The sequence below is a fragment of the Halomonas sp. Bachu 37 genome (genome assembly GCF_039691755.1).
In the GTDB taxonomy this organism is placed as follows: Bacteria; Pseudomonadota; Gammaproteobacteria; order Pseudomonadales; family Halomonadaceae; genus Vreelandella; species Vreelandella kashgarensis.
Window position 1 is genome coordinate 259,027 of sequence record NZ_CP137552.1, and the last position, 13,606, is coordinate 272,632.

Consider the following 13,606-nt stretch of genomic DNA (forward strand, 5'->3'; position numbering starts at 1 on the left):
TCAAGCCACCTCTTTTGAGTAGTCGGAAGATGTTTGAGAGTCAAGCAGGGCCTGGCTGTCGGCCTGGCCGAAGAGTAGTGCTTGCCGGCAAGCGTTGAGGTTGGTGCCGGCAAGCGATTGTTCGAAATACCAGGGGCCGCATGCGGTATCGCCGTAGAGCACGGCGCCGACGATGCGGCCTTCCTGCAGCAGTAAACGGCGATAGTCGCCTTGTTCGGGGTCGTGATAACTCAGGACTTCGTGATCGTCAGTGGCTTCGGTGGGGCCGAAGGCGTAGAGCGATATACCGCTGACCTTGAGCTTGGTGGCGCTGGGAAGATCAAAGTAAGCGCTTGCTTTCGTGCCACTCAGCCGAGCGGCTAGTACCTCGGCCTGGCGCCAGATCGGCTCGACCAGCCCGTAAGTGGTGCCCTGGAATTCACAGCATTCGCCCAGGGCGTGAACATAAGGATCGGAGGTTGTGAGGGTGTCATCGACGTTGATGCCAAGCTCTACCGTTAGCCCGGCGGAACGGCCGAGTTCGGCATTGGGCGTGATGCCCGCCGCTACCACGACGCAATCGGCGGGCAAGCGGCGGCCGTCTTCCAGCGCTACACCGGCTACTTTCCCCTGGCCGTTATTCTCGATCGCCGCAAGTCGGGCTCCGGTTAGTACCTCCAGCCCGCGCTTTGTCAGTTCGCTGCGCAGCAGTTCGGCACTGGTGGCGTCGAGCTGCCGATTCATCAACCGCTCGCCGCGCTGGAGTACAGTGACCGCCATGCCGTGCTTGCCATGTCCTTGTTTACGTAATCCTTCTGCGGCTTCCAAGCCCAGCAGGCCACCGCCGACCACTATCGCGCGGCCACCGCGTTCGGCGGCGGCCGTCAGCCTGGCGGTATCCTGCATGTCTCGAAATCCCTGGACACCTTCCAGCTCGATACCGGGAACCGGCGGCATGGCGGGGCGCGAGCCTGTAGCCAGCACCAACCGGTCGTAATCGAGGATGCGCCCGCTGTGAGTGGTCAGGCGGCGCTGGGTGCGGTCGAGGCGTTCGACCTGTTCGCCGAGGATCAACTCGACGCCGTGGCGCCGGTACCAATCGGCGTCATGCAGGGTAAGGGCGTCTTCATCGAGTTCGGCGGCGAGCAAAGGCGACAGCAGAATACGGTTATATGCCGGGATCGGTTCGGCACCGATAACGGTAATACGCGAAGGCCGCCGCGGCTGCTTCAGCAAGACTTCGACCAACCGGTGGCCGGCCATGCCGTTGCCGATAATGACGAGATGGTCGGTGTTTGCGCACCTGGTGGATGTTGTTTCCATGGGTGGCTCCTGGCGTCATGCAAAAAGACCCAAACAAAAAACGCCTCTGGTGCCACTTCATAGAGAAGAAGCACCAGAGGCGTCATTGCCATGTAAAGAGGTTGCAACCGCCATTGGCTGCAGCTATCCAAGGAAAAGCAATTCCTTGGCCAAGTCCGCTATTAGGTATCAATAATCTTGATTATCAGAAGGTTGGGTTGTTCTGGCGTGAGGGGTGGTAGGCGGCGTGACGGGCATGACTGCACGTGGCTGGTGCAATTCATGCCCGAATGCACTGGCAAATGGCGCGCCATGCGTTCTACGCTCCAGTCTTGTTAGGACAGTTTTTATTTCAACTTATTGTTTTGAAAGACGTCTATCGGGTTTTTGCCACGCTGGGCGTAACTCTTGCTGCGGGTATGCCAGGCATCAATGGCGATGTCACGAATAGGCAACGGCGTCCATTCCCTCTCTTTTATCGGAGCGGGAGTGGGCGCTTTTTTGTTTGGCACTATTTTTCGGTACCTACTGCAGGAGCCTCCATGCAACAGGCGAACGCGTACCAGACCAAAACGACATGCCCCTACTGTGGCGTCGGCTGCGGCGTGACGGCAACGGTGGAAGCGGGCTCGCTGAGCGCCGTGGAAGGCGACCGTGAGCACCCGGCCAACTATGGCCGGCTGTGCGTCAAAGGTTCTGCATTGCATGAAACCCTGGGGGAGCAGGGGCGCCTAACGCGGCCTCGGGTGGATGGTGTCGAGGCCTCCTGGGAAGACGCGTTGACCGCTACCGCCGGCCGTTTGAACGCATTGCGGCAAGAGCATGGGAACCACTGTGTGGCGGCATATCTCTCGGGGCAACTGCTTACTGAAGACTACTACGTGGCCAACAAGCTGTTTAAAGGCTTTCTGGGCACGCCGCATTTGGATACCAACTCGCGGCTGTGCATGGCCTCGGCGGTAGCCGGCTACAAACGAGCCTTCGGCGCCGACGCGGTGCCCTGCAACTACGAGGATCTGGAAGAAGCCGAACTGGTGGTGCTGGTGGGCTCGAATCTGGCCTGGAATCACCCGGTGCTTTATCAGCGTCTGAAAGTCGCCAAGGAGCACAACCCGTTGATGCGCGTGGTGGTGATCGACCCGCGTGTGACTGACAGCTGCGAAATCGCCGATCTCTATCTGGGTATCGAGCCGGGCAGCGATGCCTACCTCTTCAACGGCCTGCTGGCGTGGATGGCGCAGCGCAATAAGCTCGATACCCGTTATCTCGAGCGTCACACCGAAGGCGTCGATGAGGCTTTGGTGGCCGCCCGGCAATCGGCCGGCTCGATCGCCGAGGTGGCCGCCGCCTGTGATATCGACCCGGAACGCCTGGAAACCTTCTACTACTGGTTCGCCAGCCAACTGCATGTGGTCACGCTCTACTCCCAAGGGGTCAACCAGTCCTCCAGCGGTACCGACAAGTGCAACGCGATCATCAATTGCCATCTGGCGGGCGGAAAAATCGGCTTGCCGGGGGCGGGGCCGTTTTCGATTACCGGCCAACCCAATGCCATGGGCGGGCGCGAAGTGGGCGGGCTGGCCAACCAATTGGCCGCGCATATGGATTACCACACTCCCGGCGCGCTCGACCTGGTCAGCCGCTTCTGGGCGACCGACAGCCTGACGCCTTGCCTGCCGGACGGCCCCGGCTACAAGGCGGTGGAGCTATTTGAGGCCATCGAGCGCGGCGAAGTGAAAGCGCTGTGGGTGATGGCCACCAACCCGGCGATTAGCCTGCCCGATGCCGCCCGGGTGCGGGCCGCGCTGGAAAAATGCCCGCTGGTGATCGTTTCCGAGTGCGCTGCCCACACCGACCTGCTGCCCTATGCCGATATCGTGTTGCCCGCCTCGGGGTGGTCGGAAAAGGATGGCACCGTGACCAACTCCGAGCGGCGCATTTCGCGCCAACGGGGCATGCTGCCACCGCCTGGCGAGGCGCGCCACGACTGGTGGATCATATGCGAGGTGGCCAAGCGCCTGGGGTTTGCCGAGGCGTTTGATTACTCCCATCCGTGGGAAATTTTCGACGAGCACGCCCGGCTTTCCGGCTTTGAAAACAGCACCGCCTCAGGCGGTACGAAGCGACTTTTTGATATTTCGGGTCTGATTGGCCTGGGCCGGGAAGACTATGACGCCCTGGCACCGATTCAATGGCCGGTCACCGTGGCCACGCCGCATGGCTCTGCCCGGCTGTTCGAAGATGGCCAGTTCGCTACGGCCAATGGTCGCGCCAAGCTGCTGGCAATCGATCCCCGCGGGCCCGAGCAAGCGCTCTCTGAGACGTATCCGCTGCGCTTGAATACCGGGCGCATTCGCGATCAGTGGCACACCATGACGCGCACGGCCCGCTCGCCGCGCTTGATGAATCACCGCACGGAACCCTTCATGGACGTGCATCCCGACGATGCCTTGGAGGCTGGTGTCAGCGATCAAGCGCTGGCCGTTTTAACCGCGGCGAAGGGCGAGTTTCGCGCTCGTGTGCGGGTCTCCAACGCCCAGCGGCGTGGAGACGTATTCGTGCCCATCCACTGGACCGATTGCTTTACCCGGCAGGCCAGAAGCAGTGCGCTGATCGACAGCATCACGGACCCGCTCTCCGGCCAGCCGGAAGCCAAGCACGGCGCTGTTGCGCTGGCACCTTTCGCCACCGAGTGGCAGGCCACCTTGTTGGTTGCCGATGGGGCGGCCGGCGCAACGCCCTGGCGCGCAAGCGCCTACTGGGCGCGTATCCCCATGCATGGCTGCCAGCGCTGGCAACTGGCCGATACCCAACCGGTGGAGGACTGGTTGGTACGGTTTGGAGAGTGGCTGCCAGCACCGGTCGCGTTATGGAGCGAAGACCCCGCCAGTGGGAGGCTGCGTGCCGCTGGTGTGGAAAACGGCAAGCTGCGCTGGTGGCTGATGGTAGGCCCGCCTGCAGAGTTGCCGGGGCTGGCGTGGCTGGAAGCCCGCTTTAATGATGAGGCGCTAAACGATACCCATCGTCGCCGCTTGTTGGCCGGCTGCGATGACGGCGCCGTCGATTCCGGCCCGGTAGTGTGCAGCTGCCATCAGGTGGGCCAGAAAACCATCGCCAACGCCATTCGCCAGGGCGACACCAGCATAGAAGCGCTGGGGGCCAGGCTTGCCTGCGGTACCCAGTGCGGCAGCTGTATTCCCGAATTGAAATCATTGATCGAAGAGGAGCGGCCCCATGCGCGCGCTAAGCAATCCCCTGCCGACTGAAGTGGTTTAACACCATGATGCGCTTGTCGTCATACCTCCAATCGTCGCTGGGGCGCCAAGGCGATAACGAATGGCGCCTGCCGCTACGGGTGGGCCGAAGTGAGCCCCGCGCCGGGCAGGTCTATCTGGTCGGCGCCGGCAGTGGCGATGTCGAGCTGTTGACGCTCAAGGCCGCCCGACTGCTGATGCAGGCCGATGCCGTGGTGTACGACCGCCTGGTGGGCGACGAGGTGTTGGCGCTGATCCCACGGGGCACAGAGCGTTATTACGTGGGTAAAGCCAGTGGTCATCACAGCGTACCGCAAGCCGAGATCGGCGCGCTGATGGTCAAGCTGGCGGGCGAAGGCAAGTCGGTGGTGCGCCTGAAAGGTGGCGACCCGGCAATATTCGCGCGAATGGGTGAAGAGCTGGATGCCCTATCGGCCGCCAACGTACCCGCTGCCATCGTGCCGGGGATTACCGCCGCTTCCGCCGCTGCCGCCTGCATGGGCATCCCGCTTACCGATCGAGGCCATGCCCAACAGCTGCGCTTTGTCACCGCCCAGCTATGCCGTGAAGACGGCACTCCGGATTGGGCAACGCTGGCGCGTCGAGATGAAACCCTGGTGTTTTACATGGGCCTGTCCAAGGTGGCCGCGATCTGCCACGGCCTGCGCAGCGCGGGCCTGCCGAATGAGTGGCCGATCATGCTGGTAGCCAACGCCAGCCAGCCCGAGCAGCAGTCGCTGGTCGGCTGCTTAGCGGATATGCCCGACAAGCTTGTCGCTCACCCATTGCCTTCACCGTGCTTGATCGTAGTGGGGAGCGTGGTGCAGCGGGTGGCCACCAGTCCCGCTGCCCCCGGTGACCTGAAACTTTCCCTGAATCCACAGTAAGGAAATCCCCATGTCTTATCTATTACCTGCCGAATTTGCCAGCAAGATGGTCGATGCCGGCGAAGCCAAGCTGCATATGTCCAACCGTGACGCCCTTATCCGCGCCTTCATGGCCGGGGCCATTCTGGCGATTGCCGCGGTATTCGCCGTGACCGTGGCGGTACAGACCGGCTACCCGATCATCGGCGCCATACTCTTCCCCGTGGGGTTCTCGATTCTTTACCTGATGGGCTTCGATCTGCTGACGGGGGTATTCGTCCTGACGCCATTGGCCTGGATCGACAAGCGGCCCGGCGTCACCATCAATCGCATTCTCAAGCATTGGGGGGTCGTGTTCATCGGCAATTTCGCCGGCGCGTTGACGGTCGCCTTCTTGATGGCAATCGTCTTTACCTACGGCTTCAGCACGGCGCCCAGCGAAGTGGGCCGGGTGATCGGCGAAGTGGGGGAAGGGCGCACGGTCGGCTATAAAGAGTATGGTGCCGGCGGCATGGCGACGATTTTCATTCGTGGCGTACTGTGCAACTGGATGGTCTCGCTGGGTGTCGTGGGGGCGATGATCTCGACCACGGTCAGCGGCAAGGTCATCGCCATGTGGATGCCGATCATGCTGTTCTTCGCCATGGGCTTCGAGCACTCGGTGGTCAACATGTTCCTGTTCCCCTCGGGTCTGATCATGGGCGGCAACTTCTCGATCATGGACTACCTGATCTGGAATGAAATCCCGGTGGTGCTGGGCAACCTGATCGGTGGTTTGTCGCTAACGGGCCTGACGCTCTACACAACCCATGTACGCACCGCGCCACAAAAGAACCTCCATGTAGGTGCCGCGTCTCAAAAAGCCCTGTGATCCGATAAAAGGGAACACTGGCATTCTTCGCTTGTTCAAGCCTTCGCTCCGGCGAAGGCTTTTCTAGAAAGGGGCCTTGATGGCAGCGCTCAGTATTTCGCTCGGCCAGCATTCCGACAAGGGGCGCAAACCGAGCAATCAGGATTTCCATGGCGCTTATCTGCCCGCCGAACCGCAGCGTTCCAGCAAAGGCATTGCGATCGCGCTAGCCGACGGGATCAGCAGCAGTGAAGTGAGCCGTGAAGCGAGCGAGGCGGCGGTGGGCGGCCTCCTGGCGGACTACTACGCCACTCCGGCAACCTGGACCGTCAAGACCTCGGCCCAGCGGGTGCTGCAGGCTACCAGCGCGTGGCTATACGCCCAGACGCGGCAAAGCCAGTACCGCTACCACCTGGATCGCGGTTATGTATGTACCTTGAGCGCCATGGTGATCAAGTCCACCACCGCGCATCTGTTCCATGTCGGCGACAGTCGTATCTATCGCCTCGATGACAATACCCTGGAACCGCTGACCGAGGATCACCGCTTCTGGGCCTCACGCGAGGTGAGCCACTTGAGCCGCGCCATGGGGGCCGGCCAGCATCTGGAGCTGGATTATCGCGCCATATCGCTGAGTACCGGCGATGTGTTCGTGCTTGCCACTGACGGCGTCTACGAGTGGCTTTCCGCAGGCGCGATGGCGGCCTTGATTCGTGCTCATTGGGGCGATCTTGACGCGGCGGCAAAGGCGTTGGTCGCGGCGGCAATGGAAAGCGGCAGCGACGACAATCTTACCGTGCAGCTGGTGCGCATTGACGCGCTGCCCGAGCGCCACGCCGATGAGTTGTACGAGGCGCTGAGCGCTTTACCGCCGCCACCCGAGTTGCGCTCTGGTCGCGAGCTGGATGGCTTTCGCGTTCTGCGCCAGTTGCACGCCAGTAGCCGCAGCAATGTCTACCTGGCGGAGGATATCGAGAGCGGCCAGAAAGTGGCGCTGAAAACGCTTTCGACCGAATTGGCTCAAGATCCGGCCAGTGTCGAACGGTTTGTGCGCGAAGAGTGGATTGCGCGGCGCATCGATAACGCGCATGTGCTCAAGGCTCCCGCCCAGCAGCGCCCGCGGCGTTACCTTTATACAGTGCTGGAGTATATCGAAGGGCAGACCCTGACCCAGTGGATGCGCGATCATCCCAAGGCGGAGCTGGCCAGCGTACGTCCACTCGTGGAGCAGATCGCCAGAGGGCTGCGCGCCTTTCATCGCCTGGAAATGCTGCATCAGGACCTGCGCCCCGACAATGTCATGATCGACACCCACGGCACGGTCAAGTTGATCGATTTTGGCGCGGCCAAGGTGGCGGGAATCGCCGAGGCGAAGAGCGATTCGCCGGTTGGCGAGGAACTCCTGGGTACCGCGCAATATGCCGCGCCGGAGTATTTTCTGGGCGAGGGCGGCACTTCTCGAGCTGACCAGTACTCCCTGGCGGTGATCGGCTATCAGATGCTGACCGGAACGCTGCCCTACGGAACCCAAGTGGCCAAGACCCGCACCCGGGCGGCGCAGCACAAGCTTGCCTATCAATCGGCATTGAGTGAGAACCGTGAACTTCCCGCCTGGGTGGACGAAGTACTCAAGAAGGCGCTGCACCCCAATCCGCATAATCGCTATCCGGCGCTTTCGGAGTTTGTCTTCGAGCTGCGCTCGCCAAGCCCCGGCCTGGTCAACCGCGCCAAGTTGCCACTGGTGGAACGCGATCCGGTACTTTTCTGGAAGGGCGTGTCGTTGGTGCTGGCGGTCGTGGTTATCGTGCTGCTGATCCGGTAGACGTCACGGCATGCTGACGAACCCGTGCTGTGCGACGGTTGCCACGTCACATGTGCTCCTCGCGTTCAGCGATACATTCGTCAGAGCCCATTTCGAATTCGCGGCAGATCCAGGGACGGTTCTCGTAGATGGAGCACATCATGGTGTTGCGGTTTAGCGCGGAGCACCAGCCATCTTCCAGACGAGTCATCACGCTTGCGCCCCAATCGTTGTGGGTGATGTGCCGTTCGGGAACCCCGGTATCGCTTATCAGGAGAACTTCAAGCCGGCAGCAACAGGCATGACAAGTGGAACAGGTGATCTCGGTAGCGGGTAATTCGGTAGCGTCTATTTTCATGGGCGGCAACGTTGGCAGGGCGAATCAGCATAACATGCTTGCTCAGGGTGCTCTCAGACATGAACCATTCAACTGGGTCGAACGATCCTATCCTATTCTGACCGGGCCTGACCTGCGGATCTGCTCCCGGTTAGACTCGCCTGAGCTAATTGCCTAGACTAGCCGCCTCGAATCCGGGGATACCGTCATGCCGCTAGCCGATGAAACCGTTGTTCAACACACTCTGGAGTGGGTCAAATCCTTCATTGTGGGGCAGAACGTTTGCCCTTTTGCCAAGCGGGAAGTGGAAAAGGACTCCGTCAGGATCATCGTGGTGCGCTCCAAGAAGCTGGAGGTCGCGCTGGAAGAGCTGATGGCGGAAGTGCAGTGGCTGGATGAACATGCCGATACCGAGACCACGCTGCTGGTCTTTCCCACCTTATTCAAGGGGTTCCATCATTACCTGGATTTCGTCGAGTTGGCGGAAAACGTCATGGCTGATCAAGGCTGCGACGGCATCTATCAGCTGGCCACCTTTCACCCGGACTACTGCTTTGCCGAGACGGACCCGGACGAGGTCTCCAACTACACCAATCGTTCGCCTTATCCCATGCTGCATCTACTCAGAGAGGCCAGCCTGGACAAAGCCATAGCGTTCTCCGGCGATACCTCGACGATTCCCGAACGCAATATCGCCCATATGCAGGCGTTGGGTAGAGAGCAGCTGGAAACACAGCTTCAGCAGTGCATGCACGAAAAGTCTTGAAAGAGAGCGCCCGGCACATGGCCGGGCGGAAACGTATCACCTCGAATTCGTGAGTCGAGGCGGTTTGATCAAGTCTTCTGTATTCCAGAAGGGCGTTACAGCTGCTCCAGCACGGTTTCGGCGCTGCTGTCGTGGACGCCCTTGTCATCCACGCCGATGTATTCCACGACACCATCGTTGGCGATCAGGGCAAAACGCTTGCAGCGTGTTCCCATACCCATGCCGGAGGCGTCCATTTCCAACCCCAGGGCCTTGGCGAATTCCGCATTGCCATCGGCGAGCATGGTGAAGGCCTGGGCATTCTGACTCTCTTGCCAGGCGCCCAGCACAAAGGCGTCATTGACCGCCATGCAGGCGATGGTATCTACGCCCTTGGCGAGGATCTTGTCGGCATTCGCCACGAAGCCCGGCATGTGAGTATTGGAACAGCCCGGCGTGAAGGCGCCGGGCACGGCGAACAGCACGGCGCGCTTGCCGCTGAACAACTCACCGGTGGAAATATCCTGGGGGCCATCCGGGCCGTTGGTCTTGATGGTTACGTCGGGAATCTTGTCACCTACGGAAATCGTCATGATTGCTTCCTTGTATCCAGAGTATTGAGTCATTCGGGTTCTTGCGGGTTACTCGTGCGCTGGGCGTAAATCCTTGTACATGATATGCGCATCCACCAGGCCCAGCCGGGCATGGCGGTAGGCATTGGGTACGGTGCCGACGATGGCAAAGCCCAGCCGTTGCCATAGTGCCACCGCCACGGTATTGGTGGATACCACCGCGTTGAATTGGATGGCTCGATAGCCGAGTTCGACAGCCACACGTTGAGAGTGTAGACACATTGTCTTCGCTACGCCTTGGCCCCTGGCGGCCTGTGTCACCATATAGCCGCAGTTGCACACATGGTCGCCTGGGCCTGCGGCGTTGGGCTTCAGGTAATAGCTTCCCAGCACTTCACCATTATTCTGCTTGGCCACATACGTTACCTGGGGTAACTCACACCAGAGATGGCGGGCCTCGGGGTAGGAGAGGGCAGGATCGAAGGCATAGGTTTCCCGAGCCTTGACGGTCTGTTCGAATGTCGGCCAGAACGCCTTGAAATCGGCCTCCGTCATCGGGGCAAGTTGCATAGAGCCATTTCCATGATTGAGCAAACAAGAAGGGACGTCTTGTGATACCTGTCCCGCCTTGAAACTACCTTCACCTGGCCGCCTCGGCCACGATCTCGTAACTGCGCAGACGATCTTCGTGACGATAGAAGTCGCTATTGATCATCAACTCATCGGCGCCGGTGCGTTCGCTGAACTCCTCGAGCCCGGCTTTTACCGTCTGAGGACCGCCGATGATCGCCGCCCCCAGGAACTGTTCCACCTGGGCTTGCTCGTAGGGCGTCCAGTCAAGCTGGTCGACCGGAGGCAGCGATTGAGTGCGTTGCCCGCGAATCAGGTTGAGAAACTTCTGCTGCGCGGTAGTGGCCAGGTAGCGTGCCTGCTCGTCGCTATCGGCGGCGATGACCGGCAAGCCCACCATGGCGTAGGGCTTCTCCAGCGTCGCGGAGGGCTGGAAGTTGTCGCGGTAAAGCCGCAGCGCTTCAAAGAGATACCCTGGCGCGAACTGAGCGGCAAAGGCGAACGGCAATCCGAGTTTGGCTGCCAGCTGCGCGCTGTAGCCACTCGAACCCAGAAGCCAAGTGGGTACGTGGGTGCCCTGGCCGGGAACCGCCTTGACCCGCTGGCCGGGCTCGGCATCCGCCAGGTAGCGGTGGAGCTCGGCGAGCTGCTGGGGGAAATCGTCCACTCCTGCCTGCGGATGACGGCGCATGGCGGCCATGGTGGCGCCATCCGAGCCGGGCGCACGCCCCAGCCCCAGGTCGATCCGGCCGGGATAGAGGGTTTCGAGCGTACCGAACTGCTCGGCAATCACCAGCGGCGGATGATTGGGCAGCATGATGCCGCCGCTGCCCACGCGAATCGTCGAGGTCTGCCCGGCGACATGGCCGATCAGTACGGCGGTGGCGGCACTGGCGATTCCGTCGATATTGTGATGCTCGGCAAGCCAGTAACGGGTGAAACCCAGCCGCTCGGTCAACTGCGCCAGCGAGACGGTGTCGCGAAAGGTATCGGCGGCGCTGCCGCCCTGACGTATCGGCGCAAGGTCAAGGACGGAAAGCGCCGTGTTTGAAAGTCGACTCATGCAGCACCTGAAAGGTTGAAACGATGTAGCGGGCTAGGTGTGATGCTTAGCCTGCTTGCTAAATAACCATATGAGGGCCACGGGACGAGAATGCAACGGATGAAGCAATAAATCGGCCGCCATGGACAGCGTAGTCATGGCGGCCGGTGGCGTGCGGCTTACTCTTCCGGCGGAGTGGGGCGAATCAGAACTTCATTGATATCCACATGGCGAGGTTGCTTGACCGCATAGATGACCGCATTGGCGATGTCGCGATCTTCCAGGGCGTACTCCGGTGGATCATCGAAGAAGGGGGTATCGACCATACCCGGTTCGATCAAGGTGACGCGAATGCCACTGCCGCGCAGCTCCTCGCGCAGATTGTAGCCTATACCGCTCACTGCCCACTTGGTGGCGCTGTACATGGAGCCGGGAATCGTGGTGCGCCCGGCGGCGGAGCCGGTCAGCAGGACATGGCCCTTGCTGCTCCGCAAACTGGGCAGACAGGCTTGCAGGGTGAGGCCGACGCCGTAGATATTGGTGAGGATCATGTCGTGCCACGCCTGGTGATCGGCGCCGCTGAATCCTCCGGGAGAGCCGCCACGGCCGGCGTTGGCGAATACGACATCGATACGGCCGAACGTCTCCAGGGCTTGCTCCACCATGGCTTGCTGCTGATCCATCTGGGTGACATCGACGCCGCATGTCAGCACATTCTCCGGCCCCAGCTCGTGTGCCAGCGCTTCAAGCTTATCCTGCGAGCGTGCGGCCAGTACCAGTTTATAACCCTCCCGGGCGGCTGCCCTGGCAGTTGCGGCGCCTATTCCACTAGAAGCGCCGGTGATTAGTACCACTCCATCATGCATGCTGATCTCCATGGTATTCTTTTATCAGGGGAGTTCTCAGCATGGTAAATCCCGACGAGACGCGCAACTGTAAGTAGACATTTCATCCTTTTTCTGCATCGGTAGTATTCATGTCTCGTTTACCGGTCAGGCTGGGCTCAAGCGCCGGTCTCCTTCTTCTGCAGCATGCTGGAAAGATCCAGAATGGCGCGTGCCATATCCGCCATGCTCTTGCTCTGGTCCATCGAGGTCTTGCGCAGAAAACGGTAGGCCTCTTCTTCGCTCATATCCTGATGAGCCATGATCAAGCCCTTGGCGCGCTCGACCAGTTTGCGCTCGCGTAGCGCCTTGCGCGTGTTCTCCAGCTCATCGCTGAGGCTTTGCAAGCGGGTGGATTGGGCCTGGGTCAGTTCGATCAGCGAGCGGCTCAAGGGCGAACTGACGGCTTCGGCGGTAAGGGAACCGAGCGCCTGGGAAGAATCCTCCTTGAACATTTCCATCAATTGCTGGCATGGCGCCGAGGAGGTGTGCTGCTTGTGCGGTTCGGCCTTGGCTTGTGCCAGCGCCTCCTGCGCCTGGGCAATCTTGGTGTGGCACATCTGCGACAGTGCATGAGTAAGGTGATCTTCTACTAGTTTCATCGAGTCGATACGCAGGGTGGTGAGTTCGTACCAGGTTTCTGCCAGGGTATCGGGGGTGTCTGTCGGCTGCGTGCGGTGGGCGGCAATTTCGCGCAACTGCTGGATGCCGCTTAACGTACGTGTCGAGAGTTGCCGTTGCCATTGTTGACGGGCTTCGCTGTCGGCGAACTCGATGAACGTGTCGAAACAGCGCTGCTGCGCATCTACCAGGCTGACCAACGTGGTGCGGTGAGCATCATCGAAATGACCGGTAGCAAAGCCGAAGGCGCCACAGGCACGCTCCTGCCCTGCCAGTTCCTTGCCTTGCATGAAATGGAAGATAGCGACCAAGGCATGGGTGATATCGGGATCGGCAGTACTGTCGGCGGCCTCGAAGACGATCGAAAGCAGCCCACTGATGAGCTGATTGAAGCGCTGGGTGGCGGCGTCCGGCGAAAGTGCCAGCTCCTTGATCGCCCGGCGCATCGTGGCGAGTTCATCCAGGGCAAACCAGGCGGCAGCGATGCGCCGGAGCAGGCGTGCTCCGACGAGCGGCCGGGAGTCCCGGCTCATGGCATCCAGGCGCTTGCGCAACTGTGCTTCCGCCGCCTGGCTTTCTTCTACAGAGACATCGCAGCGGCTGCCGAACTGATTACCATTGGAGGCCAGGTAGATATTGGCTGCCCCACGCTCACGTTGCAGGACATGAATGAAGCGGCTGATATCCCCGACGATATCGCAGGTGGTGGCGAGATGGGTCAGGTCGTCGATATCGCATCGCTTGGCCGCCAGCAGAAGATAGTGGGGTGATGGCATAGTCATT

The 13,606-nt window shown here is 60.7% G+C and carries 12 protein-coding genes; 5 read left to right on the top strand and 7 right to left on the bottom strand.

Annotated features, from left to right (window positions below; genetic code table 11):
* On the bottom strand, positions 1 to 1,302 hold the full coding sequence (locus tag R5M92_RS01095) for an NAD(P)/FAD-dependent oxidoreductase (protein ID WP_346797183.1): 1,302 nt from the start codon (positions 1,300 to 1,302) through the stop codon (positions 1 to 3).
* A gap of 521 nt (positions 1,303 to 1,823) precedes the next feature.
* On the opposite strand from R5M92_RS01095, the gene R5M92_RS01100 reads away from it, so the two are divergent.
* The 4 genes from R5M92_RS01100 (at position 1,824) to R5M92_RS01115 (ending at position 8,073) form a co-directional block, all read left to right on the top strand.
* A complete protein-coding gene (locus tag R5M92_RS01100) occupies positions 1,824 to 4,547 on the top strand; it encodes a nitrate reductase (RefSeq protein WP_346797184.1) in 2,724 nt (907 codons plus the stop codon).
* A 77-nt stretch (positions 4,548 to 4,624) separates the two neighbouring features.
* Positions 4,625 to 5,422 (top strand): uroporphyrinogen-III C-methyltransferase, encoded by a 798-nt coding sequence (cobA, locus tag R5M92_RS01105; RefSeq protein ID WP_417339100.1) that lies wholly within the window; start codon positions 4,625 to 4,627, stop codon positions 5,420 to 5,422.
* Positions 5,423 to 5,432: 10 nt separating this feature from the next.
* Positions 5,433 to 6,272, top strand: coding sequence for a formate/nitrite transporter family protein (locus R5M92_RS01110; RefSeq protein ID WP_346797186.1), 840 nt, complete (start codon positions 5,433 to 5,435; stop codon positions 6,270 to 6,272).
* A 79-nt stretch (positions 6,273 to 6,351) separates the two neighbouring features.
* A complete protein-coding gene (locus R5M92_RS01115; RefSeq protein ID WP_346797187.1) occupies positions 6,352 to 8,073 on the top strand; it encodes a bifunctional protein-serine/threonine kinase/phosphatase in 1,722 nt (573 codons plus the stop codon).
* Between the two features lie 46 nt (positions 8,074 to 8,119).
* Here the strand turns inward: R5M92_RS01115 and R5M92_RS01120 are convergent, their stop codons facing one another.
* Positions 8,120 to 8,410 carry a YkgJ family cysteine cluster protein gene (locus R5M92_RS01120; RefSeq protein WP_346797189.1) on the bottom strand — a complete coding sequence of 97 codons (291 nt, stop codon included), beginning with the start codon at positions 8,408 to 8,410 and terminating at the stop codon, positions 8,120 to 8,122.
* Between the two features lie 187 nt (positions 8,411 to 8,597).
* On the opposite strand from R5M92_RS01120, the gene R5M92_RS01125 reads away from it, so the two are divergent.
* Positions 8,598 to 9,155 carry a DUF1415 domain-containing protein gene (locus tag R5M92_RS01125; protein ID WP_346797191.1) on the top strand — a complete coding sequence of 186 codons (558 nt, stop codon included), beginning with the start codon at positions 8,598 to 8,600 and terminating at the stop codon, positions 9,153 to 9,155.
* A gap of 95 nt (positions 9,156 to 9,250) precedes the next feature.
* On the opposite strand, the gene R5M92_RS01130 is transcribed toward R5M92_RS01125, so the two are convergent.
* The 5 genes from R5M92_RS01130 to R5M92_RS01150 form a co-directional block, all read right to left on the bottom strand.
* Positions 9,251 to 9,727 carry a peroxiredoxin gene (locus R5M92_RS01130; RefSeq protein ID WP_346797193.1) on the bottom strand — a complete coding sequence of 159 codons (477 nt, stop codon included), beginning with the start codon at positions 9,725 to 9,727 and terminating at the stop codon, positions 9,251 to 9,253.
* A 48-nt stretch (positions 9,728 to 9,775) separates the two neighbouring features.
* Entirely contained in the window at positions 9,776 to 10,276 is a 501-nt protein-coding gene (locus R5M92_RS01135; protein WP_346797194.1) for a GNAT family N-acetyltransferase, read from the bottom strand.
* Positions 10,277 to 10,346: 70 nt separating this feature from the next.
* On the bottom strand, positions 10,347 to 11,339 hold the full coding sequence (locus R5M92_RS01140) for an LLM class flavin-dependent oxidoreductase (RefSeq protein ID WP_346797195.1): 993 nt from the start codon (positions 11,337 to 11,339) through the stop codon (positions 10,347 to 10,349).
* A 158-nt stretch (positions 11,340 to 11,497) separates the two neighbouring features.
* Positions 11,498 to 12,184, bottom strand: coding sequence for an SDR family oxidoreductase (locus R5M92_RS01145; protein WP_346797197.1), 687 nt, complete (start codon positions 12,182 to 12,184; stop codon positions 11,498 to 11,500).
* A gap of 137 nt (positions 12,185 to 12,321) precedes the next feature.
* Positions 12,322 to 13,599: a nitrate- and nitrite sensing domain-containing protein gene (locus tag R5M92_RS01150; RefSeq protein WP_346797198.1), complete on the bottom strand. Its 1,278-nt coding sequence runs from the start codon at positions 13,597 to 13,599 to the stop codon at positions 12,322 to 12,324.
* Positions 13,600 to 13,606: the final 7 nt, after the last annotated feature.

Coding starts and splice junctions, on each gene's coding strand:
- R5M92_RS01100 (WP_346797184.1), top strand. CDS start 1,824: ATGCAACAGGCGAACGCGTACCAGACCAAAACGACATGCCCCTACTGT.
- R5M92_RS01150 (WP_346797198.1), bottom strand. CDS start 13,599: ATGCCATCACCCCACTATCTTCTGCTGGCGGCCAAGCGATGCGATATC.
- R5M92_RS01140 (WP_346797195.1), bottom strand. CDS start 11,339: ATGAGTCGACTTTCAAACACGGCGCTTTCCGTCCTTGACCTTGCGCCG.
- R5M92_RS01110 (WP_346797186.1), top strand. CDS start 5,433: ATGTCTTATCTATTACCTGCCGAATTTGCCAGCAAGATGGTCGATGCC.
- R5M92_RS01095 (WP_346797183.1), bottom strand. CDS start 1,302: ATGGAAACAACATCCACCAGGTGCGCAAACACCGACCATCTCGTCATT.
- R5M92_RS01130 (WP_346797193.1), bottom strand. CDS start 9,727: ATGACGATTTCCGTAGGTGACAAGATTCCCGACGTAACCATCAAGACC.
- R5M92_RS01135 (WP_346797194.1), bottom strand. CDS start 10,276: ATGCAACTTGCCCCGATGACGGAGGCCGATTTCAAGGCGTTCTGGCCG.
- R5M92_RS01145 (WP_346797197.1), bottom strand. CDS start 12,184: ATGCATGATGGAGTGGTACTAATCACCGGCGCTTCTAGTGGAATAGGC.
- R5M92_RS01125 (WP_346797191.1), top strand. CDS start 8,598: ATGCCGCTAGCCGATGAAACCGTTGTTCAACACACTCTGGAGTGGGTC.
- R5M92_RS01120 (WP_346797189.1), bottom strand. CDS start 8,410: ATGAAAATAGACGCTACCGAATTACCCGCTACCGAGATCACCTGTTCC.
- R5M92_RS01115 (WP_346797187.1), top strand. CDS start 6,352: ATGGCAGCGCTCAGTATTTCGCTCGGCCAGCATTCCGACAAGGGGCGC.